The sequence below is a fragment of the Paraburkholderia sp. MPAMCS5 genome, from assembly GCF_036016995.1.
In the GTDB taxonomy this organism is placed as follows: Bacteria; Pseudomonadota; Gammaproteobacteria; order Burkholderiales; family Burkholderiaceae; genus Paraburkholderia.
Genome location: NZ_JAYXBK010000021.1, coordinates 24,051 through 50,930, shown reverse-complemented (window position 1 = coordinate 50,930; position 26,880 = coordinate 24,051). Strand labels below are relative to the sequence as shown.

22 protein-coding genes and 1 pseudogene are annotated in these 26,880 nt (G+C 61.1%); 7 read left to right on the top strand and 16 right to left on the bottom strand.

Translation table 11 applies throughout. The features are described from left to right. From VOM14_RS28965 to VOM14_RS28930, 8 genes are all read right to left on the bottom strand, one after another. Positions 1-822, bottom strand: a complete 822-nt coding sequence (locus tag VOM14_RS28965; protein ID WP_327632152.1) for an FkbM family methyltransferase — start codon at positions 820-822, stop codon at positions 1-3. 96 nt (positions 823-918) lie between these two features. Next, on the bottom strand, positions 919-1,236 hold the full coding sequence (locus tag VOM14_RS28960; protein WP_327632151.1) for a type II toxin-antitoxin system RelE/ParE family toxin: 318 nt from the start codon (positions 1,234-1,236) through the stop codon (positions 919-921). Then, positions 1,236-1,514 carry a ribbon-helix-helix domain-containing protein gene (locus VOM14_RS28955; protein ID WP_327632150.1) on the bottom strand — a complete coding sequence of 93 codons (279 nt, stop codon included), beginning with the start codon at positions 1,512-1,514 and terminating at the stop codon, positions 1,236-1,238. The genes VOM14_RS28960 and VOM14_RS28955 overlap by 1 nt, the downstream gene beginning before the upstream one ends. A gap of 101 nt (positions 1,515-1,615) precedes the next feature. After that, positions 1,616-2,839, bottom strand: coding sequence for a Replication protein O (locus VOM14_RS28950; protein ID WP_327632149.1), 1,224 nt, complete (start codon positions 2,837-2,839; stop codon positions 1,616-1,618). Positions 2,840-3,185: 346 nt separating this feature from the next. Then, entirely contained in the window at positions 3,186-4,160 is a 975-nt protein-coding gene (locus VOM14_RS28945; protein WP_327632148.1) for a ParB/RepB/Spo0J family partition protein, read from the bottom strand. Positions 4,161-4,162: 2 nt separating this feature from the next. Further along, the gene (locus tag VOM14_RS28940) at positions 4,163-5,350 is read right to left on the bottom strand and encodes a ParA family protein (protein WP_179741872.1); all 1,188 of its coding nucleotides are present in this window, start codon (positions 5,348-5,350) and stop codon (positions 4,163-4,165) included. Positions 5,351-5,795: 445 nt separating this feature from the next. Continuing rightward, positions 5,796-7,724 carry a phage integrase family protein gene (locus tag VOM14_RS28935; protein ID WP_327632147.1) on the bottom strand — a complete coding sequence of 643 codons (1,929 nt, stop codon included), beginning with the start codon at positions 7,722-7,724 and terminating at the stop codon, positions 5,796-5,798. Further along, complete coding sequence (locus VOM14_RS28930) at positions 7,721-8,329, bottom strand: hypothetical protein (RefSeq protein ID WP_327632146.1); 609 nt, start codon at positions 8,327-8,329, stop codon at positions 7,721-7,723. Before VOM14_RS28930 ends, VOM14_RS28935 begins: the two co-directional genes overlap by 4 nt. Before the next feature lie 488 nt (positions 8,330-8,817). Here VOM14_RS28930 and VOM14_RS28925 point away from each other — a divergent pair, with 488 nt between their 5' ends. The 4 genes from VOM14_RS28925 to VOM14_RS28910 are packed head-to-tail and all read left to right on the top strand — an operon-like array spanning position 8,818 to position 13,939. Next, positions 8,818-9,459: a hypothetical protein gene (locus VOM14_RS28925; protein ID WP_327632145.1), complete on the top strand. Its 642-nt coding sequence runs from the start codon at positions 8,818-8,820 to the stop codon at positions 9,457-9,459. Further along, positions 9,456-11,438 (top strand): hypothetical protein, encoded by a 1,983-nt coding sequence (locus VOM14_RS28920; protein ID WP_327632144.1) that lies wholly within the window; start codon positions 9,456-9,458, stop codon positions 11,436-11,438. Before VOM14_RS28925 ends, VOM14_RS28920 begins: the two co-directional genes overlap by 4 nt. Before the next feature lie 3 nt (positions 11,439-11,441). Further along, complete coding sequence (locus VOM14_RS28915) at positions 11,442-12,437, top strand: ATP-binding protein (RefSeq protein ID WP_327632143.1); 996 nt, start codon at positions 11,442-11,444, stop codon at positions 12,435-12,437. Then, complete coding sequence (locus VOM14_RS28910; protein ID WP_327632142.1) at positions 12,434-13,939, top strand: hypothetical protein; 1,506 nt, start codon at positions 12,434-12,436, stop codon at positions 13,937-13,939. The genes VOM14_RS28915 and VOM14_RS28910 overlap by 4 nt, the downstream gene beginning before the upstream one ends. 287 nt (positions 13,940-14,226) lie before the next feature. On the opposite strand, the gene VOM14_RS28905 is transcribed toward VOM14_RS28910, so the two are convergent. Beyond that, positions 14,227-15,402, bottom strand: coding sequence for a tyrosine-type recombinase/integrase (locus VOM14_RS28905; RefSeq protein WP_327632141.1), 1,176 nt, complete (start codon positions 15,400-15,402; stop codon positions 14,227-14,229). A gap of 827 nt (positions 15,403-16,229) precedes the next feature. Here VOM14_RS28905 and VOM14_RS28900 point away from each other — a divergent pair. Both VOM14_RS28900 and VOM14_RS28895 read left to right on the top strand, forming a co-directional pair. After that, positions 16,230-17,174, top strand: coding sequence for an alpha/beta fold hydrolase (locus tag VOM14_RS28900; RefSeq protein ID WP_327632140.1), 945 nt, complete (start codon positions 16,230-16,232; stop codon positions 17,172-17,174). Between the two features lie 438 nt (positions 17,175-17,612). Beyond that, positions 17,613-17,708: pseudogene (locus VOM14_RS28895) on the top strand (IS5/IS1182 family transposase); the annotation flags it as partial. A gap of 785 nt (positions 17,709-18,493) precedes the next feature. Here VOM14_RS28895 and VOM14_RS28890 read toward each other — a convergent pair. The 7 genes from VOM14_RS28890 to VOM14_RS28860 all read right to left on the bottom strand — a co-directional run bounded on the left by VOM14_RS28890 (position 18,494) and on the right by VOM14_RS28860 (position 25,303). Further along, a complete protein-coding gene (locus VOM14_RS28890; RefSeq protein WP_327632139.1) occupies positions 18,494-18,706 on the bottom strand; it encodes a hypothetical protein in 213 nt (70 codons plus the stop codon). A gap of 346 nt (positions 18,707-19,052) precedes the next feature. Further along, positions 19,053-19,568: a hypothetical protein gene (locus tag VOM14_RS28885; protein ID WP_327632138.1), complete on the bottom strand. Its 516-nt coding sequence runs from the start codon at positions 19,566-19,568 to the stop codon at positions 19,053-19,055. Between the two features lie 218 nt (positions 19,569-19,786). After that, positions 19,787-20,851 carry a low-specificity L-threonine aldolase gene (ltaE, locus tag VOM14_RS28880; protein WP_327632137.1) on the bottom strand — a complete coding sequence of 355 codons (1,065 nt, stop codon included), beginning with the start codon at positions 20,849-20,851 and terminating at the stop codon, positions 19,787-19,789. A 227-nt stretch (positions 20,852-21,078) separates the two neighbouring features. After that, positions 21,079-22,248, bottom strand: a complete 1,170-nt coding sequence (locus VOM14_RS28875; protein ID WP_327632136.1) for a porin — start codon at positions 22,246-22,248, stop codon at positions 21,079-21,081. A gap of 235 nt (positions 22,249-22,483) precedes the next feature. Beyond that, positions 22,484-23,161, bottom strand: a complete 678-nt coding sequence (locus tag VOM14_RS28870) for a 4-hydroxythreonine-4-phosphate dehydrogenase (RefSeq protein ID WP_327632135.1) — start codon at positions 23,159-23,161, stop codon at positions 22,484-22,486. A gap of 1 nt (position 23,162) precedes the next feature. After that, the gene (pdxA, locus tag VOM14_RS28865) at positions 23,163-24,188 is read right to left on the bottom strand and encodes a 4-hydroxythreonine-4-phosphate dehydrogenase PdxA (RefSeq protein ID WP_327632134.1); all 1,026 of its coding nucleotides are present in this window, start codon (positions 24,186-24,188) and stop codon (positions 23,163-23,165) included. After that, positions 24,185-25,303, bottom strand: coding sequence for a four-carbon acid sugar kinase family protein (locus tag VOM14_RS28860; protein ID WP_327632133.1), 1,119 nt, complete (start codon positions 25,301-25,303; stop codon positions 24,185-24,187). The genes pdxA and VOM14_RS28860 overlap by 4 nt, the downstream gene beginning before the upstream one ends. Before the next feature lie 87 nt (positions 25,304-25,390). On the opposite strand from VOM14_RS28860, the gene pdxR reads away from it, so the two are divergent. Continuing rightward, entirely contained in the window at positions 25,391-26,875 is a 1,485-nt protein-coding gene (gene pdxR, locus VOM14_RS28855) for a MocR-like pyridoxine biosynthesis transcription factor PdxR (protein ID WP_327632132.1), read from the top strand. Positions 26,876-26,880 lie beyond the last annotated feature (5 nt).

Sequence of the window (26,880 nt, the reverse complement as noted above, 5' to 3'; positions counted from 1 at the left end):
TCACACGGTAAAGCACAGTTGGTCATCCTTGAGCGAAATCTGGCCGAGTGTCGGATCGCTGGTATGAACAGCGATGATGTTTGGTCCGGCCGGGAAAGTGCGATAGCCAAGCTCCGTGACGAAAGCCCCGATCGCACCGCCGTCAGACTTGATGGTCTCAATGATCATGACCGGGTGATGGATCGCGAGAACGGACCGGCTGCCGCGCAATACTTCCAGTTCCATTCCCTCGACGTCCAATTTCACCAAGTCTAGACGTTCCAGTCCGAGAGAGTCCAGGCTGACCATCGGAACTGTGGCGCCAGCAACGCTATCATAGGAAATCTGTTGCCCGATAAATTCATTGTCAGTCCGCCGGCGCAATTCCAGACTGCCAAAGCTGGCGGGCCTGAAATAATCCGGCTGCGGCACAGCCAGTTCGCCACACTGCTCCCCGAGGGCGGCAAGCCTTACTCGCGCGTTCAGGCAGTTATTCAATGCGATATTGCCGGCCAGCGCGTAGTAGACGATTTCCTGGGCCTCGAACGCGAGGATGCGGCCCCAACCGTACATGTGCCGTGCCCACTCAATCGAATGCACACCAATGTTTGCACCGCCATCAATCGCGACAACGCCGTCACCAAAATGCTTCCTGCGGCAATCAAGTAGTGTTAATGCGAGGCGCACTTCGGTCTCGTCAAAACTTGATCTGTTTAGTAGTTGATGCCCAACGCCATAGGCGCCATATGCGCCGTTGGTGTGATAGTCGTTGCGATTGACAATCATGCTTCCGTGGTTGGAAGATGCCAGAACAAAAGCGATGGGGCGTATCGGAAAAGACACCGTTTAAAGTCCTCAAAATAATTTCGCGTCTTCGCGGCGCGGTGTAAACACCCAGCATGCTCGCATTGGTACGAACCCGTGATCCCGCAGGCAGCTTTAGGAGTCATCGGTGTCATCCTGCAGGACCGTCTCGTAGTCTTGTCCGCCGTAGAAAATGCCAATCACAGAGACCTGCTCCGCGTCGACGTCGAAGGCTACCACTACCCTCTTGCGGTAATTCGTGACGCGCAGTCCCTCGCGAATGTCGTCCCGGCGATTGCCTCGATGCGGAAACGTCCGCAACTCTTCGCAGTACGTAATGATTGCGTTGGTATAGCGTTCCGCGATCACCGGCGAGGCCGCAGCCGCAATGTAGCGATAAAGCTCGAGCAGTTGCTCCTGCGCTTCCGGTGTAAAGGCGACGGTATAGGACATTACGCTTTTTCGATGGCCTTGCGGTGTTCAGCGGCAAGGGACGCACGCAGCTGGTCGACCCCGACGGCACGAGACGGGTCAGCCTTAAGCGCGTCGTAGGCGGGTGCGACCTGCTCGCGCAGCCAGCTTTCCACTGCACGGTCACGCGCGAGCAGCGCCCGGAGTCCATCGCGGATCACTTCGCTCTCCGTCGCGTATTCGCCGGCCGCCACCTTGGACCTGACTGCCTCGGCCATTTCGTTGGGCAGCGTGATGCTGAATTGTTGGGTTGAGCGCACGGGAAGTCTCCCTTCTGAGTGTAGGATTTAATCCTACACTTTGCCTTCGACACCCGCAAGGCGTCCGCACGCCGTTAGGCGTGCTGCACCCCCGCACGGCGTCAGTGTGTACGAACGCCGGCAACGGTCGCACGCAGCAACTTCTTCATCTCGGCAAGCCGTTCGCCTGCCGCCTCGGTGAGGACCCGCGGCATCGCGTAGGTGGGCTGAGGACGCGGTGCCGCATGCCGGTCTTCTCTGCCCCGCTGCCGCTTGCTTTCGAATGCCGCCTCCCGCTCCGGCGTGGCCCGAACGAGGTGCCCGCTTTCGATCGCGGCAACGAAATCCACCTGCCAGTTTCCGGCGCTGACGCGTGGTGCGGTCTCCCCACATTCGTGGACGGTGACTGTGCTGGCGTCGTTGGCCACGCAGATCCGTCGCGAGGTATCGCGGTCGAAGAAGATCCCGCCAACATTACGCTGGACCACGGTGGCGACCCGGAGCGCTTCCTGGTTGGCCTCGTGACGTCGGGCCACTGCCTGCCGTTTGTTGCGAGCCTGCCAGGCGAAATCAGCGGTCGAGCGCAGCAGCGCGCGCAGATAGTTGATGGGGCGCTGGGCTTTGCGGAGGTGTTCCCAGGCGACGTCAACGACATCGGAAAGCAGCTTCTGGTGCTGGCGTGCTTCGCGCATGAGTTTGAAAATCAGGAATTCATGAAATCCCAGGCGGCGAAGGCGCGCGAGGTCGCTCGGGAGCTGGCCCGGTTGTCTCTTTTGAGAAGAAGCAGGGTAAAGATCCTTATATATAGCACCGTCTGCCACGCTGGCAGACGGCTGCGGCAAGGAAAGGACCGCGGGGGCGACTCCCTCGTGATGATCCGGTTCGGGGTCGCTGGCGGTGGCCGGCGGCTCGACGAGACCGAGCAACTGGGCAGCCGGCTCAGTGAGGTGGAGGTAGGCGCGACCAAACAGGCCTGCCTCGCCATAGCGCCTCTGTGGAGGGCGGACGATCAGGCCGGCGGCTTCGAGATCATCGAGGCTACGATAGAACGTGCGCATGGATTGCATGGCGCGGCCAGTAAGCAGTTCGCGGCGCGCGTAAATCGCCGCGTAAGGGCGATGGGCGTCGACGGTGCGGGCGAGGGCCGAGAGCAGGGCGCGGGCACGGGCGGGGACGCCGTGCAGATGTGCAGCGCGATGCGCGGCGCGAAAGACGATCCACGGAAGATTGGTGGTGTCGCAGGTGAATTCGGCGAGGGCATCGGCATCGATTTTGATATCTGCCGGATCAGCCGGGTGAGGGCGAATGTCCCCCTCGCCGGCAACGAAGTGTTGCGCGATAGGCATGTCTACACGTCCATTTCGAAAAAATGGATGGCACATGCTTGACTGCCGATCACGTTCCGCTACACTTCGAGGTGTTTGGTCCCTTGCCCGATTCCAGTCGGGGAAGTGCAGCAGATGGGTGAGCGACAGCAAGCCCAATATTCAAAAGCCTTCGGTTCCAGCCGAAGGCTTTTGTTTTTACTGCGGTCAGAAGCTAAGCATTTCGGCTCCGGTTCTTCATTGGCACTTCATAAGTGCTTGTTTTTTCGATGGTTCCCAAAGGGAACCGGCTTTAATGCATCTCGCGACCGGCAGATCGCTAAATCCAAGCCATTGAATCAAAAGAAGTTCCCAGTGGGAACGCGCTCTACTCGCGCTGCTTCAACTTCGACTCGATGAACGCCTGAATCTCCTTGGCCCACTGCCCGGCCTGATCAGCCTCGTCGGTTAATTTCACACCAATCACGCCATTGCGAGCGGTGATCTCGCAAAAGCGCTTTTTCCCAACTTTTACTACCAGCGTCTCCCGGGCGTTTGTGTCGGGAGCCTTCGGTTTTGCTGTGGCGAGCTTGACGGCATTCTCCTGAGTAAATGCCTCGTCCTCGACCAAACGCCGGATTGCTTGCGTGACTTCGGCTGCCTTGCCGGCGCTGGCTGCGGTTGCAAGCTTCGCCGCCGCATGGCTGCCAAGCCGCTCAGGTCGCTGCGCGAGAATTTCTTTGGCCTCGTCAGGCAGACCCTCGAAGGCAAAGATGCGGCTAACATGCGATTTGGCGAGCCCTGCGGCTTCGGCTAAGTCCTGACGCGTCAACTCAGTGCCTTCCTGCAGCCGTTTGAAGTTCCAATACTTTTCGAAGTCCGAGAGCGACGGCGACAGCAGGTTGGAAAAGAATGCGACTCTCTCAACCAACGATTGGTCGATATTAAGGATGTTCGCCTCAATTTCCTCTCGCCCAAGCTCTCGATAAATGGCGACTCGATTGTTGCCGGCGACAATGTCCCAGTCTCCGTCCGACCGCTCTTCGACACTGACTGGCGTTGAAAGTGGGTACTTTTCGAGATTCGCCTTTAGTTCGCTGTATTGCTCTGAAGTCAGCTTTCTGCGCCGCCCGGGGACCTCATGGAGGCGAGCTACAGGTAGTTTGGCCTTCGCCGCCCCCTGAAGCGCGGTCTTGAGGCGCTCGATCTCTTCTCGTTGTGCGGCAGCTGTTGCCTGCAAGTGCATCAGCTGCCCCGGGGCTGTCCTGGGGCCGCCGGGCTTTGTCGCGGTGGCGCGTGCCTGGTCAGCCTCCGTTAGCTGAATGTTCGCGGCTTTGGCTGCTTGATCCTTGATCCAAGACATTTCTAGGCTCCTCGTGTCCACATCGAGCTGACCTTGTCGTCTACACGATCAACCAGTTGGTCGACCGGCGAGCGAATGCGCCGAAGCGTCTCCGCGCCCCCCTCGTAGCTCGCAAGATCGTAGATCGTGGAAAAGCGCATGTTCGTGTTGCGTGCAAGATCTGTCTCGGGGATTTCAACAGGGATCACTCGGGAGCCATATATCTGCGAAATCCAGGCCTGCAAAACTTGCGCAGCCGCCTTTGGCGTGGAACGCGTGACGAGGACATCGACAAAATCGAATTCCTTTGTCCGCTCGTCGCCAAAAGCCTTCATCCCGTTAATTAGGTCGGCAAACAGGTGCCAGAACTGCACCATCGAGGCAAAGGAGAGCATGTCGGGCACGACAGGGACGATTACGCCGTCTGCGGCAAAGATCGCGTTGATTGTCAGATAGCTAAGCGTCGGCGCAGTATCGATGATGATGTAGTCGTACTCGTCCTTCAGACTTTCGAGGCCGTCGTGAAGAACCTGTTCGAATCGCACCCCATGCTCGGTCGCAGACGCTCGGGCCGGGAGCATGAACTCAGCATTGAACAGCTCCGTGGACGACGGGATCAAATCAAGATTTGGCCAATAGGTGGGAGTGGGGAGCGCCCGCATATCGAATGGCTGATCGCTAAGATAGGCCTCGACCAACGGCATGATTGTCTGGGAAGAATCGACCTCTGCATGGGGGTTGATGCCGTACAGTGTTGTCGCGCTTCCTTGAGGATCGAGGTCGATATGGAGCACGCGGCGCCCCCGCCGCATCGACAAACCCTGCGCAAGCAACGTCGAGGTCGTAGTTTTGGTGACACCACCCTTGAAGTTGGCGACGGCCAGCACCTTGGCCGGGCCTTGACGCGGTGCTGGCTTGAGTTCAGCCTTGATCCACTCGATCGTCTCGGCGACAGAGAAAGAACGCGGAGCGCCCGGCCGGGTTTGTCGTCCTTCTGGTAGTTCACCCTTTTTCAGAACGTAGGCCATTCGCTGCTTGTCGATCCCGCACATCTCTTGGACGCGTGCCGATGTAATGAGCGGCGCCTCTTTTCGGGGGAAGGGCTCAAGCATCTCGTCCCGGATCTTTTGAAGCATCACGTCCGACAGCTGCGCAAGGCGCATGAGGTCGTCCGCGGTAGTTTTTCCGGGGTGAGCGAGGGTTATGTCCATTTGCGTTCCTACCGTTCGCGATGATTGGACCGATTCGGCAAGACTGGACCGCCACGGTCGAATTGACACGGAGATTAGCCGTCGTAAACGGTAAACGCAAGTTAACTTTTTTGGGGATGTACCGTCTCAGAGCCGCCTGGGCAGGCGGTTTCGCGCAAAAACCTAATAATCTGCGTGAAGTGAGGCAGGTTAGTAGACGGAATGAGACCACCGCCGCGCTGCATCTCGATCCTGTTGGCGGGGTCGGTTTCCGCTGTTTTTCGTGTACTTTTCCGCGTGCAAGAACGTCCCCGTACCAACAGATAGGCCGGGCGCGGGTGCTGGACACGCCCGGTCGCCGTCGGACTGCAAAGGGCTGCGTCATTTCAATGCCGCTAACTCCGCTTGGTGGTATTGGCCATGCGCACAGCAGATAGTACGGCCTGGTCAGCCGTTTTCGGCCGGATCAGACTGGCGATGCGGCCGCAGCGTCGTCCAGCGCCGCCTCAAAAAACCGCTCCACCGCGCGGTACTGCCGGGTCGCGTCGCCCTTGGTGTAAAGGGTCGTCGTGCCGAGACTGGCGTGGCCCAGGCCGGTCTGCACGTCCCGCAGGTCGCCGCCGGCGTCGAGCGCGTGATTCGCATGCGTGTGGCGCAGCCAGTGTGTGCTGGCCCGTTTCAGATCGGCCGCGGCGCCAGGGTAGGTGGGCGCGAGCGCGTCCGCGGCCCGTCTGAAGATGGCCTTGTACAGCCGGGCCAGCGCGTCGGGCGACAGGGCTCTGCCGGTTTTCAGGTGGGCGATCAGCGGCGTGTCACCGGGCGCGGTCTCGAGCGTGCAGGGCGTCGGCCGTAGCTGCAGCGACGCCGCGAGCGCCTCCATCAGCCGGTGCGGCATCGGCACCTGCCGCTCCCGCCTGCCCTTGCCCATGACCCGCAGGGTCCAGGCATCCTCGAGGGCCGCATCGAGTGCCTTGCGCGACAGCGCGCCGGTGGTGGCGGTGGCCAGCTCGGTGCGGCGCAGCCCGGTCGCATACGCCAGCAGCAGCGCGAAACAGTCCCGCTGGTCAGCGGGCGAGCCGCCGGGCAGGTTCAGTGGCCGGCTGACGGTCTGGAGCACAAAACGCCATTGGGCGTGCGTGAGCGTGCGCCCGGTCACGTCGACCAGCGGCTTCGCACTGTCCACTTTCTGCAGCCCGTGAAACGGGTTGACCCGCAGGTAGTGCTCCTCCACCAGCCAGCTGCACATGGCCGACAGGATCTTTCTGGCGGTCTCCCGGCTCGCGGGCGGCAGCTTCTTGGCGAACGGCCGCCAGGCCAGGTCGAACCGCTCGGCCTTGCCGTTGCCAATCCATCGCTCGGCCGGACGAGGGTCGGCCAGGAAGCCGTTGATGTACTCGCGGCAGTCCGGCGTATTGAGCGACGACAGCGGTTTGCGCCGCACGATTATCGCCCAAAGTAGTAGCCGCTCGGCTTCGCGTCGGTAGGCGCGCGCGGTGTGCGCGCTGCGCTCGCCGCGGATCGCGATCCACGCGTTGACGGCGTCCAGATCGGTGGCGAGTTCCGCCTGGTGGGCGGGCACGGGCGCCCGGTTCAGGCCCTGCGATCCATCCAGTTCGGGCGGCACGCGCAGCGACTCCAGGGGCGCAACATCGGCGCTGACGGCCGGCCGGGTGAGCACCGGATGGCCCACGGCGAGCTGCCGGCGCGGCGTGGTCGCCAGCGGCGAGAGGATGCAGTGCAGCGAGCGCGCGTGCAGATCCAGCCAGTCGGTGATGCGCTGCGCGCCCTTCGGACCGAGCCTGGGCACGGCGGTATACCAGCGCTGCCGGCGGCGCTGGATCAGCGCGAGCAGGTCGGCGAGGGTGGTCAGCCCCGCCGCGGCGAGGCGCGCCGCGACCGCCGGCTCGAACCAGCCGTCGAGCGGGTGCCCGGGCGCGGGGTCCTGAACCAGCGCGCGTTCCATGCGCCCGAGCGCCGCGGCCTGGCGGGCGCGCAGCCGCGCATTGCGGGCGATTTTCCGGTCCAGGGCGGGCGAGGGCGGCGGCGGAAAATCCCCCCTGTAGAGCTCGATGAGCTCCGCTTCGCCGTAGACCCCGTCCGGATCGACCTGCGCGCGATAGTCCTCGAGCGTCGGCACGTCGTCGCGGCCGTGCAGCTCGGCAAGCGGGATGCTGCCGGGTTTGAGCCGCAGCAGATGCGCGGCCTCGGTGTCGCGCGCACGCCGGGCCGCGACGGATAAGGCGTCGCGCATGGTGGCGATGAGCCGGCGCGTCACCCGCACGTCCGTGCCGGCATCGCCGTAGGCCGAGTGCAGCCCCCCGATCGCGGCGCCTTCCAGCCAGCCCCGATACAGCGCGAAATGCTGCCGCGTGAGCCGTCGCGCGGCGGGCTTCATGCCGGCTCCGCGCGCTGCGCCGGCGCGGCCGGCGGCTCCATGGTCGCCAGCATGCGCCCCATGAACTGCGGCAGGATGCGGCACAGATTGATCCGCCCATCGAGTTCGGCGCGATAGTGCTCGAGCTTGGCCTCGTCGAAGTGGCCGCCGAGGTGCACTGTACCCACCTCTTTGAGCGAGACCCGGCTCGCGATCGTGAACTTGCCGCAGTGGCTGAAGCCGTTGTAGTGCAGCTTCGCGCGGCGTAGATGTTCAACCGCGCCAGCCGACACCCCCAGTGCGACGGCGTTCAAACCCAGCTGGGCGACCGCTCGATGGCCTTGCGTGCGCTTGTCGTCGTCCCAGACTTTCTCCCAGTAGCGCGCCATGACGGGCGGCTGCTTTGCCTTCGTCTCGATGATCAGCAGCGCGTCCGTCGAGCACAGGATGGATAGGGCCATGCCCTCGACCACCTGCCGCATGAGGTTGCCCGCGGCCGGCAGCTTGCCGGCGATCAGGAGCTTGGTGGACGTCACGAGGTCATCGAGCACGCCGAACGCGAACCCGCCGACGAGCGCGTTGCGCTGAGTCTTCGCCCGGTTGGCCGCTTCGTTGATTGCGGTCATCAGGCGTGGGATGAAGGGAAAGTTGCAGCACCTCCGATTGGCATCTTATTGAACGAGGCGCGGTTGCCACGGGCGGCGTCATCACTTTCGTTTCTGTGCGTCAGGAAGTGAAAGTCAGAAATGCCAGAGATCGGAAGAGAAAGTCTGAATTGTCGTATGCCGGCGGTCTGCGATCGAAGAAGTCGCTGTGAAACATACCTGATCAACGTCCCGATCCGAGGAGATCCAACGCCAGTAGAGCTTTGATGGCAATCTGGCTAGTTTTTATTCCGATTGTTTCACGACGAGACGCGTTCCCGGACCGGCCGGTTCTTCGTCATGATCTAAAAGTGCATATACACTTTCTAGAAGCTAGAAAAATGTAGTAGGCAATACGTATTTTGTAGTGATGCGTCGATCGCGGAGAATTCGACGGCGCGTTGTTCGGAAGGGCAGATTACCGGGTGCTTTTGTACTAAAACATTATTTGGCAAACCGGAGCCCTAGCCATGATCGAACCACGTTTCGTGCAGGCAGTCAACAGCACGCGTCCGCACGGCGCGCATCGTTATGACGTGTTCGGGCCGAAGATTGGACGCCGGCTGACACTGTTCGGGCGGTGCGCGATGGATCTATGGGTCCGCCTCGAAACGGATCCCCACGTGCTCGCATACTGCGAGAGACCTCTGCGTGTTCCGGACGTGAAGCCGGCGCGGCCCGTCGATTTCTGGGTCCGCACGCCTGACGAAGAGAGATTGTGCATTGTGCTGCGTCCCGCGGAGTCGAGTGCGGCCGATCGGGGGGACACTCTGTTTCCGGCATTCGAGAAATGGAGCAGGGTGTCTTCGATGCAGCTCGACCTCATTCATCCACAGCATCTGGACGATCCGCCGGCGTTGCGCGAGAACAGGATGACGATGCTGCATCACCTCGCGAGCACTCATTCGATTCCTGTCGGGGCGGTGATGCGCGGCGTGCTGGACCGATTTCATCACGGCCAGACTCTGGCTGAACTCGAGCGGAGGCTCGCGCCCGTCGACCCGATGCTCGTGCGCTCGGCGGTCTTCAGACTCGTGTTGCGCGGCGAGATGCGATGTCCAGCACTTGCACTCGAGCCGTTGGGGGCGCACACCCGGCTTGAGCTGCCGTGAAAACGATCGCCTTCGGCGCGATGCGATTCGACCGCCGCTCCATTCCGCGGGATCTGATCGATGTCGGGCAATGGCCGGGCGCAGACGACAGTGCACTCTCCGACGAGGGGCGCGATCTGCTGCAACGCCGGATCCGGGCGATGACGTTGTTTGTCGATGGGCACACACCCCTACGCGAAATCAGCCGGGAAACCGGCATCGGTTTTAACGACCTGTATCGTGTCTTCGAGCGGTGCATCACGCAACACGAGGACGGTCGTATCTTCGGCTGCCGAGCGCTGATCCCTTATCAGCACACGCGACCCTATGATCGCCGCTCGCTGGTCAAGCCATTCCGTGAAAATGTAGCAAGTAACGCCAGCGGCGCCTTCACTCAATTGCTGCAGCGTTATCCGGACATCGCGCGCTGGATCGAACGTAAGGTCACTGAACGAAGCCGGAAGCACGCGGAGTTGACGGAAGTGCACCGTCAGTTGTGGCGACTGCACGGAGGCTTTCTTGCGCAGTGCCGGCAGGCGGGCATTCAGCCCCATGAATATCCGTTCAACCAGAAATACCTCGGTGAGCGATCGCTTGCCACTTGCGCGCGCACGCTTGCGAACCGGAATTTCGGCGCGGCGGCTCGGGCAGCGGGTGCCCAACAGATTGGCCATCGTTGGCGCGACGATTCCGAAGCAGTGCGCAAACCGGCGACCCGTCCCTACGAGGTTGTCGAATTCGACGGTCACAAGGTCGACGTGCGCCTGACACTGCGCATTGATGACCCGTTTGGTTTTGAAACGCTGCTTGTGCTGCACAGGATCTGGATCCTGCTGCTGCTCGACGTGGCAACGCGCGCCGTAATTGGCTATACGCTTTCCCTAGGCCACGAATATAACAAGGACGACATTGCTGTGGCCCTGCAGGCCAGCCTGTCGCCACACACAGCGCGCGCGTCGAAGATTCCGGCGCTGGTAGTCAGACCTGGAGGAGGGTTTCCATCCGGGGTGATTCCCGAAACGGCGTGGGCGTGCTGGGGCACGTTTCGCTTCGACGCCGCAAAGTCCCATTTCGCGACTGCGACCCTTGAGCGTCTGACACAAGTGGTCGGCTGCGCGACCGACAACGGGCCACTCGGCCAGAAGAATGAACGTGCGCTGATCGAGCGCTTCTTTGACCGGATCGCGTCGCATTTCGCGCACAGGTTGCCGGCTACCACGGGCAGCGATCCGCACGCAGTCGAGCGCGCGCTCAACGATGTCGGCAGCAAAACCTCGCTGATGATGACCCTTGATGAGCTTGAGGATGTGATCGATGTGGTTCTCGCCGACTACAACGGCCAGCCGCATGGGGGACTGGGCGGGCGTACCCCGCTGGAGGCCATGCAGTTCCTGCTCGCGAAAGAGGAAGGCCTGCTGCGTACCCTGCCGGTGGCCCGGCGCAGCACCCTGTGTCTGCTTCAGGAGGCTCGCGTTGTCACGATCCGCGGCAACGTGAGCCGCGGCGAGCGCCCCCATATCAATTTTGAGCACGTGCGCTATGACAGCCGTGTGCTGTCGGGCATCGCGGGACTGATCGGCAAGCAGCTCCGCATCTATTTCAACGTGAAGGATATCCGGCATCTGCACGCGTTCCATATGGACGGATCTGAACTCGGCGTGCTGACTGCGGCGCGGCCGTGGTGCTTTACGCCACATTCGCTGCGCGTGCGGCAGGAAATTTTCTCACTGATTCACCAGCGAAAGCTGGCGGTCCGGGAGGGCAGCGATCCCGTAGGAGCGTGGTTTGCCTACAAGAAGGAACTGGCGCGAAGCCATACGCGCGACGCCAACGACCTGGCGCGCATGCTGACGGACCGGGCGAAGTCACATCAGGGATTGCCGCCGCCCGACGTCGCAGACGCGAGCGCAGCGGCGACCAATGAAGCGCCGGCTACGGACCTACCCGAGAAAATTACGCCGTCACCCCCGTGGCTCACGCAGATTTTCACGTTCGGCTGACCGATGCCTGACTCGCTGCAACGTCCTGTCGATCCATCGGAACATCCGCTCGCGAACCAGACGTACATGGTGCCGACGCCGGCGATCGCGGCGATGTATGCACGCGTGCGCCAGTGCATCCGACGTGGCGTCGCCGGTGCCCTGATCTTTGGACATACCCGCTGGGGCAAAACGTACGCGATCCGGTACTGCGTCCGGCTTCTGCGTCTTGAACTGCCTCGCGCGGCGATCCTGACGATCGGCATGCCGCGCAATCCCTCGCGTTCGGAAGCCCTGTTTTTTGGCATGCTGCTGAAGGCGGCACAACACGAGCGCCCGGATAGTGGCACGGCGTTGCAGCGCCGGCTGCGGCTTTATCACAAGCTGGCTGAACTGGTCGAACGTGCGGCTGGCATCAAACTGATCGTGTTCGTCGACGAGGCGCAGCGTCTCGAACTTGAGCACTACGAATGGCTGCGCGATGTACAGGACGAACTGGAGCGCCGAGGCGTCCGGATGTTCACGTTTCTCGTCGGTCAACCGGGCATCCTGAACCGCAAGAGCTCGTTCCGGCAGAGCGTCGATACATCTCAGATCGTGTCCCGTTTCATGATTGACGAGTTGCGCTTCGAAGGTTTCCGTTCTGCCGATGATCTGAAGATGTCGCTCGGTGCGTATGACACGTCGACCTTTCCGGACCGTAGTGAATGGCCCTATACGCGCTTTTTTCTGCAACGTGCATTCGATTCGGGCTTCCGCCTGGGAAAGCAGCACGGGGTGTTATGGGAGGCGTTCGATGCCGCGCATCGGCGCGCGCGGTTCGATTTCACGATGGAAATTCCAACGGAATATCTGGCCCGCACGGTGGAGATCGCGCTGACAGACAACATGCAGCACGACGCTGCAGACTTCGCTCTGAGCCAGGCCAGCTGGTCGCAGGCAGTGGAGGAATCGAATTTCGTCGCCGCACTCGAGGAGCTGCGCATCATCTTTGTCGACGAGGCTGCATACGGATCATGAAGCGTTTCCATATCCTTGTGCCACACCCCGAACATGAATCGCCCGGCCTGTGGTGCTGGCGTGATGAATGGCACGCCACCGGGCAATCTGCATTTGCGCTGCTCGCCAAATTCCAGCGGCTCAACGCGCTGTCGTGCACCGGCCTCGCGGACTGCTTTGGCCGGCGTGAAGGGCGGCGGTCGGTATCGGGGAGTATGGACCTGCGCGACGCGCGGCAATTTGATGTACGGCGCCTGACCGATGTGCTTCGCCTGCCGCTGGAAGACATCGCGCGCGCGTTCGTCATGCCGTCGCATCTGGCGCACGTGTTCGCCGTGCCGACGCTGCGCTGGTGCGCACGGTGCGCGCGTGAGGGCGTCCACCTGACCGTATTCCAGCTTCGGACATGCCGCTACTGTCCCGTGCACCACACTCCGCTGGAGGAGTGTTGCCCCCGGTGTGCCCTTGAGATTCCCTTCCGGCTGCGACCAGACGTTTTCCGGGCGCCGTTCTCCTGTCCATCCTGCGGCACGCCGTGGATTGCACCGTCGCGCGGTCTTGATGACCTGCGGGTCGACGGTGCGTATCGGCGTCTGCTTTCGCGGTGGGCCGCCGGCCAGCGTCGTGTCCTACAAGGTGGTCCGCAAACGGATCCCATGGACGGCGTCTGGAACGTACGCCGTCCCGAGGAAAGGGAAGTGAGCGGGTATGCATCGTGTACGATGTTCCCTGACGCAACCGCGGGTGACGATGAACTTCTGACGGGAGCGCGCAGCTGCTACAAGGCCATCAGGCGCTGGGTCATGCGCGAGTATGGCGGCCAGCATCACGTGTGCATTGCGTCGGCCACCCACCATCTACGCAGGAGGATGGATGGCCGCTCGACGCCGCCGTTCTGTCCGGTCGCACAGGCTGTGTTGCGGTGGCGCACGAAATGGGAAGGCTTTGGCGTTCCCGAGGCGCTGCTGCATCCTCCGCTGCACGGTCCGCTTGGGATTGTCGTCTGGCTATCGCGTTATGCGCCGATCGCGCCTGGCGAATGGAGCGAGTCAACGAGCCGATGGCTCACGCTACATCTGTTCGCAATCGCATGTCTCGACAGTTTTCGCACTTTCCTCCATGAATCGCAGCAGGCACGCAGTCACGAGCGCATTGTGTGGTGGCCGTTTCCCGTCCATGACTTCCCGCAGCGCGAAGTGGTCGCGGGGGGCCGGGATCGGCCCGATGATCCAGCACGATTCCGGCTGATGCCGCTCCAGCTCAAGCGAGGTATCCGCGTTTTGCCCAGCACCACACCCGGCGGCCTTGCACATGAAAAACATCATGCACGGCTTTTGTTCGCTGTCGGAAATGCGGGCGACGGACCGGCTTCGTCTCTTTCGCCTCAACCTCCAGAGCACGTCAATCAGCCGACGGCACCGGGATACAGCGTTTCGGCTGTGCTGCCGCGATACGACGCTCGTCCGGTCTTCGCCGCCGCGAACACCGTCGAAGGCGATCCGAAATCTGTTGTTGTCGTGTGAGCCCCAACGGGGGCTGGAGAACGGAGTTTCCGCAAATTGCTGACGATCGGAGAAGCCGCCATGCAGCAAGAAAACGAACGCACTCGGGCAGCCTCTGGACCGATTGCCCAATCCCAGCGGCCCTTCGCTAGGGGTGTTTGTTATGGATGACGAATGATATGTGCGTTGCTCGTGCCATCAAACATGAGGTAGCCACGCTCAAGCCTACTGATGCAGCAGCAAAAGCGGACCTCGGGACGGAGCCGCCTCGCTCTGCGCAAAATCGCAGCCGAGCGTGAAATCCATCCTCACCAGTCCAGCCGATGTTTTTCTTCCGTCTCTCGGTGACGGGTGTCGTCGTCGCTATGAAGATAGATGCTCGTTGTCGAAATCGATGCGTGTCCGAGGTTGTCTCGCACGAGTCGCAGATCGAGGTTGCCGTCGGCCATGTGAGAGCCGGCACTGTGCCTCAGCCAGTGTGCGGATGCGCGCTCCAGATGTACGGCACGCGCGGCATACTCTTCACCCCGAAGCCTTAATTTGTCCGCTGCGCCCGCAAAGATGCCTTTGATGATCGAGTGCAGCGCGGCCCGTGTGAGCGGCTTCATGGATTTGCCGAGCGGCAACACCAGTGGCGTGTCCTCGTGCGAGGACGGTAGCGGTGCGAGCCCGCGCGCGCGCCGGTAGCGCGCGAGTTCGACCATCATCTCGGCGGACGCGGGGACGAGTCGTTCCTTGTCACCTTTGCCAAGCACCTCCAGCCACCACCGTTCGTGCCCCTCGTTGTCACGCCGGCAGAAAAACTTGCCCATCGTGTTGCCACCGACCTCCGAGATCCGCAGGCCGCCCAGGTAGAGCAGGGTAAAGAGCCATCGGGCGCGCCAGTAACGTTCCTGTTCCCGATCGCTATCGCGGGGCAGGCCGTCGATATAGACTTTCACCTCCTGCCAGAGGTCGCGCTCCAGGTAGCGGGTGATGCGCGGCGCCTGTCGGCGGGACCGCTGGCGCGACAGGGACAGCGGATTGCCGGCGAGGTAGCCCGCTTCGACAAGCCATGAGAACAGCGCATTGAGGATGACCATCGCCTGACGCTGGCTGGAGACTGCGAGCGGCCCGTAAAACGGTCGCCAGCGCGGATCGTGACGCGGAAACTTTCGCCCACCGTCTGACATCCAGCGCGAACGTGGTTGGGGATCTCCAAGAAATACTTGGTAGGCAAGCAGGTCCTCGTGCGTGAGTGATGACAGAGGCTTGCCCAGTTGCATAATAGACCATAAGAGGAGTCGCTCAGCTTCCTTGCGATAATTGTCGAAAGTGGTCTTCGTATCGACAACGCGGGCCAGCCACGCGCGGATCGCGCTCAGGTCGTCAGCTGCGGTGATCTGCTGGCGACCGTTCGCCCGATTGACGCCGTGGCGACCGTCCAGGTCAGGCGGCAGGTCAAGCGCATCGAGCGGGCGTGGAGCGATCAGCTTGGTCGTCATGGTTTCAACGTGGAACGGGCAGGAGCATGTGTCACTGCGATTGTCGCACGCGCAGAAGCGGTTTTTACACTACAGGCATAATGTCAAAGTCCTAAGCGCACACGGACGGACAGAGAACATCGCTGAGTTGTTATCTTCGCTGCAGCTCGCGCATCGTTCAACGTCCGAAACATCATGAGCGGATGCAGGGCCGACTGTCATGCTACTGATGCGCGCCTGGCTGCTATCCGCCGGAGTGCGTGACGCGCGAGCCTCCGGCCGCGCGCAGCGACCCCGCGCACCGACCGACACGCACCGACCTCCTGAGAACCGCCGACAAGGAGCGCTTAGCTCACGCCCGCGGACCGGACCTTCGCTAAAAACAATCAGGTCGGCCAGCCGGCTATACAACCGAGGTTGATGAATGCGTAGCCGCTCGGATTCTTCAACCATTCGTGGTTAGGCCCGGCGAAAAATTGGCGGCGGCTGCCTCGGCTCTCTGCGTTCCTGCGCGTCAAGGTCTTGTCCATTAAGTTGCCGTTAATCCCTGATTTCCGAACCGTTAACCAATCGGAACGGGATGCGCAGCATAATAAATAAACGGCATGACATTTTAGCCGCGCTAGTGATTTTGGGTTTCACGGCACGTGCTCTGTCTGGAGCATTTGAATACATCTGAGGCGGTCGCGCGCGGGGCCCAAGCCGAGGCTTCGCAGTCGTCGCGCAAGAGTTTCTATCGCGCTTGATTGGTGAGATTTGCTCGCCGGTTTTGCACAGAAACTATCGCTTGTTATAGTGACGCCGTCTGTCGACAATTGACGCATTCCATCCCGAACAAAGTCATCTCTATGACAGCAACCCTTCCGCTCGTGTCAGCGCTCAACACCCTGCAGCCCCAACGCACGATCGACGCTGGCGTCCTGGCGATCGCGTACTACGAGGCGGGCCCAGCGGACGGCCCGCCGGTCGTGCTGATGCATGGCTTCCCGTACGACATCCATGCCTACGCCGAGGTGGTCCCCGTGCTCGCCGGCGCGGGCTGCCGCGTCATCGTCCCGTACCTGAGGGGCTTCGGCGCGACGCGCTTCCTGGACCCCTCGACCCCGCGATCAGGTGAGCAGGCCGCGCTGGGGGCGGACCTGCTGGCCTTGATGGATGCGCTGGCGATCCCGCGTGCCGTGCTGGCCGGCTACGACTGGGGCGGCCGGGCCTGCTGCGTGGTCGCGGCTTTGTGGCCGACGCGCTGCGCCGGCCTGGTCTCGCTCAACGGCTACAGCATCTTCGACCATGCGAAGGCGCTGGTGCCCGCCACGCCGCAGAACGAGCTCAGGCTCTGGTACCAGTACTACTTCCATTCCGAGCGGGGACGGGAGGGCCTGAGGCGCGACCGCCGCGGCCTGACGCGGCTGCTCTGGGAGACCTGGTCCCCGTCCTGGCGATTCGACGAGGCGACGTTCGAGCGCTCGGCAGCCGCCTTCGACAACTCGGACTTCGTCGACGTGGTCATCCACTCGTACCGCCACCGTTACAACCTGGTGCCGGGAGACCCGGCTTACGCCGAAGTCGAACGAGCCCTGGCGGCGCAGCCGCCGATCACCGTACCGGCGATCACCTTCGACGGCGCCGACGACGGCGTAAGCCGGGTCCCGTCGTCGGCCGCGGCACCGGCTGACGTTCGCCGCTTCGCTAACGCACGCGAGCACCACGTCGTACCCGGCGCCGGACACAACCTGCCCCAGGAGCGGCCGGAGGTGTTCGCGCAGGCCGTGCTGCAGTTGGTGCACGCGGCTTGACGGCGATGAAGACCATCCGCGACCTCAGCCGACCACCGCAGATCGTGGGGCAAGCCGGAGCTGTCCACTCGGCAGGTGACGCTGATCCAGGCCGAGCACTTGGCCGTGATTGCGCAGCTGGCCCGCGTCGACGAGATCGACCCCGTGGGGCTGCGACCCTCGCGGCGAACAGGCGCTGGACCTGTCATGCATCGGGAATCGAGAAGTCGAGCCTTGAAGGGTGGGCACGGTCTTTTGTGCCCACGCGGGCAGCGTCATTCATACTCTACTCCGCCAATATTGGCGGCACCTGACCAGTCAGCCGCATATATTCGAGGGTTTAGGGTCAAGTCTTGCCTTTTGCCTCTTCCACCTTAGAGCGTATCCCACTAGGCCTACGGGATGGGAAATTGTGAGGTAAATAGCGGTCCAAGTCCATGTTGAAGCAGGAGGTTGAACATGGGCATGGTCAAGCAAGACGATGGCTGGCGTTTGCCGGACCGGCTGTGGGCGCAAAGGGAGCAGCTTTTACCACCACGCAAGCTGTTGCCGCTTTTGCCCGGCGACAGCCCGGCTGTATTGGATATCCGCGACATTCACAACGCTCATCGAGATCAAACGCGACAGCGCAAAGCCGGCGCCTGTATCATCGTCACGCGTTACACAGTCCTCCTCAACGACTGACAACCTGTCCCAAGCCTGATTGTCGCGCGGTACACGCTCGCCAGCGTCAATCAAAAACTGCGCGTCAATCAATAAACGCTTGCGGCGACATTCTCATTCTGATTGTCGCGCCACAAGTTTCGCAGCTTGGCGTGGGCGACACGATGAGAAGGCTGTCGCCAATGCTGTTGTTCAACCGGTCATCTCTGACATTGCTCGCGCATCGACCTAGCAGACTCGCGCGATCCAGGAGGTCAATCGGGCCGTCAGGGCCTTGATGCAATTGTGCAGCGGGACGCGGCGCGGGTTGAGGAGTCAGCAGCGGCGGCGAACATCCTAGCAACGACAAGCACGGCGTTCGGAATATACATCGGACAACTATAAATTCAGAAAAGTGCGGAGAACCATTTAAAAATCGTGCGCGATTTGCCCTGCCTGCGGCTCCCGCAACCTTACGACTTCTAGATCATGCCAACCTCCCATGGTCCATGCATGAAGAGAACGGCGGGGCTAAGGATGCCCTTAGATTTCTCGCAAGGTTTCAGTTAGCGCGCTTACACTGCAAAGAATGCCGTCACCGTCTACTACACAACGCCCTGGTCACATCAAATCCGGCATGCACAAACAGTAAACACCCTCGGCTACGCCAACGGAGCGCCCGCAATAGGTAGGTGCGATTAATGCGCAGGACCGAAAAAGGCTAGTGTTGCCTCTGCCGGGGTTAGCCCGGCAATAAAGTATCCTTCAAGACGCTCGACGTCTGCATCATTCATTAAAAAAGACGAATGAACTAGCGCTTCAGCGACCGCATGGCAGTACCATTCGCGAATCCAACCGTGAAGTTTCAGTTCGTATTGGGTAAGTGATTCCGGTGTGGTACGCGTGTCCATATGCCCTCTCTTTCATCTTCGCAACTCGACTCGGGATCGCTGCCGTCACCGCGTCTATATCGTTTCAAGTTGTGGCTCGGATTGGGAGGAGCGTCCCCATACGCGCCGGAGGCCGCCGCCCGATCTGCCTGGACCCCAACCGTACGGGATATCATCTGCGCGTGATAACATCCAGCCGCGCTGTTGCGTTCCCTGGCATGCGAAAGCGCGACGGTCTCCCCCGTGATGTACTCTCTCGATCAGCAATTCATTGTTGATATTCGCTAGTACAGTTCGACCGCTGAATAAGGTTTCCTTCCTGTGCGTTCGTCCTTGTACATACCATCCTCGCTTGGCTATCGGTTCGTCAAAACATATCCGTTCGCGTCGCTTTACAGGTGACTATTGAGTCCAAGCTGACTTCATGAAGACCTGGCGGGCATCTTTGAACGAGTGCTGCCATCGACATTCGTCGCTCCGGAGGCGCCTGGAAATTGGCTTGTGCCCGTTGGTGCGCCTCAACCAGTTCATCTAGTGGCGCGGTCCGGAGCTGACTATCGTAGAGTTCGAGCAGTCGCGCCGTAGCTTGAACCGCATGCGGCCCGAGTCTGTAGCCGGATTCGAGGTTTCGCGAGATTGCCAGCTCGCCGAGCCACATGTCAGCGTCGGAGTATATCGACGGGTGCGTGACGCCAAACCCGGCATCAAACAAGTAAAAGGACGCGAACATTGTTCGCACGATAGTCCCGAGATGCATTGCGACGCCGTACCCCGAACTCAGAGCATTGAGACTTAGATAGTTCCGAAGCGACAGGTCGATGAGAGCAGCATTGGAGAGCTGACCTGTCGGCGTCTGCGCAGCTTTTCTGACGCGTAATGCCATGTTGGACTAATCGAATGATGGTTTGTTTGCATCTGCGACCGGCATCTGTTCGAACTCGGTTTTCACCGTCGAGCTAACGTCCGTGCTCTGTCTCGATAGTGGGGGCATCGGTACGGGGCGGATTATCCAGATCGTTTAGAAAATCACGAAGGCCTTGCGCATCGCCTCTCCGATGGTTCCGTCGATTTTCCTTCGATGGAACCGTGTTGGAGAAGCGATCAAAACGATGCTGCGGCCTTGATGACTCGTTCGACATCCTCGCGGCTCACGTCGAGGTGCGTGACCCAGCGGATGCGGCGCATGGCGCCTTCTTCGCCGCGATAGACGCCGCTTTTCACTTTGATATCGCTCGCGTCGAGGTGGGCGAAGAAATCGCTGGCGATATCAGGATCGATGTCGGTGAAAAGGATGTTAGTTTGTGCCGGATGCGCGGTAAAGCGGCCGCGCAGTCTAGAACTGCGCTCGGCGGCCTCGGCCAGGCCACGCGACAGCATGGCTGCATTGGCATGGTCGTCGGCGAGGCGATGCACGTGGTGCTGCAGAGCGTAGAGGCCCGCCGCCGCTAGCACCCCAGCTTGGCGCATGGACCCGCCCAGCATCTTGCGCACGCGGCTGGCCTGCCGGATGAAGTCTTGAGAGCCCAGCAGCAGCGATCCCACCGGTGCACCCAGCCCCTTAGACAGGCAAAGCGATAACGAATCGAAACCTTCGCATAGCTCGCGCGCACGCTGCAGCGGATCGCCGCCGTCGGCAATTGCGACCGCGGCGTTGCAGAGACGCGCGCCATCGATGTGCGAGCGCAATCCGTGGCGCTTCGCCAAGGCAGCGATGTCGTGCATGTATTGCATAGGCAGCACCTTGCCGCCAAAAGTGTTTTCAGCTACGACGAGGCGTGTGCGGGCGAAGTGCGGGTCGTCGGGCTTGATGGCGGCTTCGATGTCGTTCAAGGCGATCGTACCGTCAGGCTGGTGCTCCAGCGGCTGCGGCTGAATCGAGCCGAGCACCGCCATACCGCCTGCTTCCCAACGGTTGGTATGCCACTGCTGGCCGACGATGGCTTCTTCGCCGCGCTGGCAGTGCGTCATCATCGCGATAAGGTTGGTCTGTGTGCCGCTGGGCGCGAACAGTGCTGCCTCGAAGCCGAGCATCGCGGCGGCGGTTTCTTGCAGGAGGTTGACAGTTGGGTCTTCGCCCAAGACGTCGTCACCCAGCGGCGCTTCCATCATCGCCAGCTTCATTGCGGGAGTGGGTTGGGTAACGGTGTCGCTGCGAAAGTCGCTCATATTTTCCTCAACAGCAGTAGTGATCCATCATTTGTGAACACGCTATTGAAAGCGTGATTGCCGGTTAGGAACGTGGTCTGTGCATACGGAGCCACGGTACTACCGCTTGACTTGTCGACGAGTTGCATTGTTGCGCCAGGTAGCGGATGACGTAGATCCGCCACGGTCGGTAGCGACGGGACACCCCTGGACGCGATGCGGGCGAGTCCCGACGCAGAGCCCAGCGCTTAAAACTTGTGTCGAATGCCGATACTGACAATCTCCTGAGAGCTCGTCCCGGGTGCCGACGCGTAGCCATAGTCGGCGGCTGTCGCCGAACCCGGAACCACGCCGACCTGATCGCCCGTCATATGCTGGAAGACTCCCACCAAATACAGATCGGTTCTTTTCGAAAGATAGTAGTCTCCGCCAAACGAAATCTGCTGATAGTTTGCGCGCGCCTGACCCGACGCATGCGTGTAGTTGTACTGAGCGCCGAGTACCATAGCGGGGGTAGCCTGATAGCCGAAGTAGCCTGCGGCAGTATTGAAGATTTCGGTCGATCGGAAAGCCGAAGCTGCGTCCGGAACATACTGCGCGTTGCTATATCTCAACCCGACCGTAGCGCCACCTAATTTATAGCCGACCGCGGTCGAGAGAATGCCATAGTTTTTGGCAGTCTTCAGGCCGCTGGTGGCCGGCGTGCCAAAGTTACCATCCGTCGTTCCGCTCCATGGCGTGCTTGAAAGCGCACGGGCGGAGCTCGACTCAGCGTTATACGCTTTCAGGTAACCGGCGGCCAGCGAAAGTCCACCAACGGAGTATTGCCCAGCAGCCCCCCAACTCTGTGCGGATCCTGTCTGGCCGGCAATGCCGCCTAACGCATACATCGTTTCGAACGAGAAGCCAGCAATATTGGGTGACGTATACTTGACTGAGTTGTTGATCCGTGACCCATTGTCGTTATTGTCCACGTCACCCGGAGCCGCAAAGGGACTGCCCCATGTCCCGACACCTGTCAATGGCTGGACGAGATCGACCGCCGGGTCGTACTGCCTGCCAAGCGATACCTTGCCAAACTGCTCGGACTTCAGCCCCACCCACGCCTGGCGTCCAAACAGACGACCACCCTGGCCGAGCATACCGTTGTTGACGTTGAACCCGTTCTCGAGCTGGAACAACGCCTGAAGACCGCTCCCCATATCTTCGACGCCGCGCACCCCGAAGCGGTCACCCTGGATATTCCCCGCATATAAGCCGATCTTGTTTCCGTTCTTGCCATTGGGTTGCGCAACGTTGTGAACGTACTGCACAGATTCGTCAACCAGTCCGTACAGCGTTACTGAACTTTGCGCGTGCGCCACCGCGCTCAGACCGAGCGCTGTCAGAGGGAAAACCGCCTTCGAAAAAGCCTTCATTATGTCTCCGTTTGGTTTCGTTATTTGGCACAACAAATCTAATGAATCGTCAAAAATTTTCTTCTACCGTCGCTGACTAGTCATACGCTGCGCTTAATTGCTCCGTGGAGTGGCGATCTGGACGTTTTCTGAATTAGCCGGCGGTGCTAGGTCCATTTCGTTGCAGGCACGATTAACGGTCCTTCGAGTACGGCTGGCGAGCGGTGAAGCCCGCACTCACTGACCTCGTTGCGCATCACGCAGTAACTCCTTCGATTTTGAAGATCGCATCGATCTGTGCTGCCAGACGTCGGTCGACGAAAGCATTCTGGAAAAGTGCGCTGCCAACAGTGAAGCCCCATGTCTTCGCATCAATCATCGCCCTTACCCGGGATTCCCGGTCGATGCTGCCCGCAGCAATGATAGGTACATCGACGGCCTCGGCAACACGCGCTGTCAGTTCGGCCGGATCGCCCTCGCCAGCAAAGCGGTATGCAAGCAGGTCCAGGCCGTGTACGCCAGGCATCGCTGCGATGCGACGCGCATCGTCGACGATATCGTCCATTGAGCCTTCAAGTACGGTCGGATGGCCAACAGTGCGCCCTGCGAAGGGAAAATACTGGATCGCCGAACCGCGCAGCAAGGTCAGCGCGTCTTCGACGTGACGCCCGCCGAGCAGATAGTCGACGCCGATCTCGAGCGCAGCATTGATCGATTCCAGCTCTGCCTCGCGGGTGGTTGCGACGACTTCCAGCATGACCTTGCGATCGTCGGCACGGATGCGCTGCGCAAGCTGTTTGAGGGCCGCTATGGGCAAGCCAATGTCCTTGAAGCCAACATAGCGGACCGGGCTATAACGCAGGCTTTCGTAGGTTGCCAGTGCGTCGCTGACAGTCGCGTCATTTTCGGTCAGCATCAGGATGAAGTGGGACACATCAAGCTCCGGTTATAAATGGATGTACCGCCTGCTGGCGGATGAACTGGTGGGCAGTTTTCAGGGCCACCTGAAGACTCGCCGGATCGGCAATACCTTTTCCTGCAATGTCAAAGGCGGTGCCATGATCTGGGCTCGTGCGTACGAACGGCAGGCCGACGGTAATGTTGACGCCGTCTTCCACCCCTGCGAGCTTCACCGGTATCAGCCCCTGGTCGTGATATTGCGCAACGACGATATCGAAGCGGCCGCGGCGCGCGTTCATGAATACGGTGTCACCGGGCCAGGGGCCGCTGGCGTCGATGCCTTCGTTCTGCGCAAGTCGTACCGCGGGTGCGATGATGTCGAGGTCCTCCCGGCCGAAGAGGCCTCCTTCGCCCGCGTGCGGATTGAGTCCGGCAACCGCTACCCGGGGACATTGGATGCCGAGATCGCGCATTGCGCGATGAGCGAGCCGGATGATGCGCAGTTCGCTTTCGATAGAGACTTTTGCGATCGCGTCCAGCATCGAGCAGTGAACCGTTACGAGGATCGTGCGCAGGGTTGGGTTGACGAGCATCATCGCGTAGTCGCGAGTGCCCGAGAGGTCCGCGAGCATTTCAGTGTGGCCTGGATAGGGCACGTGCGCGGCGGCAAGCGCTTCCTTGTGAATCGGCGCCGTGCAGATGCCGCCGATTTGGCCCCGGACGGCAAGATCGATCGCGGTTCGGATTGCGTCGAATGAGGCCTGACCGGCAACGGCACTGACCGAGCCGATCGGTAGGTCGGGGGGCAGTGCATTTGCGCCAGGCACACCCAACACGTCGAGTACACCTGGTTGAGGTGCGATGTCAGCTACCGTGCTTACCTCTCGGATCTCGAGTTCCACGTGCAGCGCTGTAGCCTGTCGTCGAAGCACACCAGCATCACCGATGACGAACGAGGGGTGTCCGGCGATGAACGCGGCATTGGCAAACGATTTGACGATGATCTCCGGCCCAATGCCAGCGGCGTCACCCATTGTGACGGCTATCAGTTTCTGCTTCATGAGTTTGCCCCAGTCAATTCGTTGATACAGGTAAGCAGGGCGTCGTCGTCGCCGAATCCACCGGCTTTTGTGATCATGGGAAACGTACCATTCGCGGTTTGAACCTCTGCCAGCGGCACCCCCGGCATGATTTCGCGGCACACGCGCAGCGACACAACTCTGAGAGCGTCAATGATGCGTCGGGCGGTTTCCCCGCCGGTCACAACGAGACCGTCGCACGCGCGGCTGCTGACTACATTCACCGCCTGGACGACCAAATCGTCCAGGACGGCGTGCCGAGAGGTGGTGGCTGATAGGCGCGCTTCACCGGTTGCCAACACGTTCACCCGGCAGTTCGCCTGGGCGATGCCGAGTTGCCGTCTGGAGCGTGGATTCAGGCTACCCACCACGAGCCATGGCCGACGGGCCAAGAGCGCCCGCGAAGCTGCGTGATCGCCGCAGTTGCCTCGATCGTCTGACGCACCTCGCGGGCGGGGCAGTACCCGGGCGAGCCCGCGCAGAAGTCCGGTCGAGCCGGCCAGCAGCAGATCTCGGGCCCCGGCGAAGGTAGTGGCGATAGCATCCAGTTCGGCCTCAGTGCGTGCATCGACAACCACAGCATCATGCACATCCAGCAGCGCGCGAGCCTGAGCCGCGTCGCGTGCGACCTTTACCTCGATGCCATGCGCACGGAGCAGTGTCGGGATGCTGGATTCCCTTACCGGTAGCGTTGGATCGTTTCCGAATGCAGTTTCGTGAACTGGCACGCCGTCAATTAGCACGCGCCCCTCTTCGACAGTTCGCCCGGCAGACGGAAACGCGGCCGCGATGAGCAGCTTGCGCCGGCCGGAAGCGGCAAGCGCTGTCGAGCAGTCGCGAGCGATGCGGCCACGCAGCGTTGAATCGAATTGCAGAATGAGCACATCGGCATCACGCCAAGCGTGCGCGGCGTTGGCTACAGCGTCGTGGTCGAGCGTTGGCGTGTATTCGCGGGAATTCGTGTCGAGGCTAACGACTTGGGCGGAAGCGATGCCTTCCAGTTGGACAAGGACAGCTGTCTCCCAGCGATGCTCCGCGAAGCAAGCCGTCCCGTCGAGGGCGCTAGTGAAGTCGTCAGTGATGATGCGGATGCGCATGGCAATCCCGTGGTATCGTTGGTTCGTCAATTCTGGCGGTTTACGCAGGATTTTTAAGAACCAAAACCGGAGCAGTTTTAGGCTTTTATGGTTGCGAACCGTCCATCTCGGCATACGTTGCCGGCGCTGGTCGCGCTTGAGGTCGACCGCGTATCAGGTGTGCCCGTCTTCCGGCAGATTGCAGTGCAATTGCGCGGAAAAATAGTTACTCATGCGCTGCTACCCGGCACTCGCCTACCGGCAAGCCGCGAACTTGCCAGACACCTGCTCGTGGCGCGAAACTGTGTGGTCGAAGCCTACGACGAACTGATTGCCGAAGGCATCCTTGAAGGGCGCGGGCGTCACGGTACTTTCGTGGCGGTAAGTGTGCCTGACGTCCGCGCCGCAGCAGATGGGCCGACATGGCAGCCCTTGTTGCTGCAGCGTGTGCGTCACGATGAAATCCGCCCCGCCGAAGGATCGGTCGGCGCGAGCTTCGACTGGCGGCCCGGGCAGGCTTGCACCCGAAGTTTGCCGCTTGACGTATGGCGGAACGCCTGTCGTGAAGCGGGGCGACATTTGCCACCAGAGGGCTATGGTGATCCCCGTGGTGAGCTGGGGCTTAGACGCGCGATCGCGGACTGGATACGTGAACACCGATCAGTCTACGTTACACCTGATCAGATCATAGTTACGCACGGCACGGGCCATGCACTTCATCTGGCTGCACAGACGCTGCTGCGCCGAGGCGACCTGTGCGCGACGGAGGATCCGGGCTACGCGGGCGCCGCCTTGGCGTTCCTGCGCTCCGGCGCATTGTTGCGCTACACGCCGGTCGATGCGGAGGGTCTCGTTGTTGACAGAATTATCGAAGACAGCGCCTCCCCCCTGCTCGTGCATGTGACGCCGGCCCATCAATATCCGATGGGCTGGCGTCTGTCGGGTTCGAGGCGCACAGCACTCGTAGAGCTGGCGCGCACGCGGGCAATGCTAATCATCGAGAACGAGTACGATTGCGAGTTCCATTACACCGGAACAAACCATCCGCCAATTTTCAGCTATGCGCCGGAGAGCACGCTGCTGCTGAACACGTTCGCGAAGGCGGTCAGTCCTTCACTGCGGCTTGGTTTCATTGTCGCTCCGCCAGTCGTAGCTGCCGCGCTCGTCGCTCACATCGAGCGTGAGCGTACGCATGTGTCGTGGCCGGTACAGAAGGTAGCCGAGACGTTGCTCAAGTCCGGTGAACTGGATCGACACCTGCGAAGGGTGCGTCGGCACTATGGAGCGATGCGGGACACCATACGCCAACGGCTGGCCCAATACGCGGACGTGATCACGCTGGCGGGCGAAGAGGGCGGGCTGCATGTGGTCATCGCAGGTCGTGAGAATTCGTTTGATCGGGTCTTGCGAGCCGCAATGCGATCCAACGGCATCGTGTTCAATGACGTTCGCGATTTCGCAATGCTTGAATCGGCCCCTCGTGGTTTTCTGCTCGGATATGGGCATATGGATAGCGAAGCGCTGACGCGGTCGCTAGATGTTTTCGAGAGATGTATCAGGCGAATCAAACATCGCGATCATCCGCCACGGTGACGAGA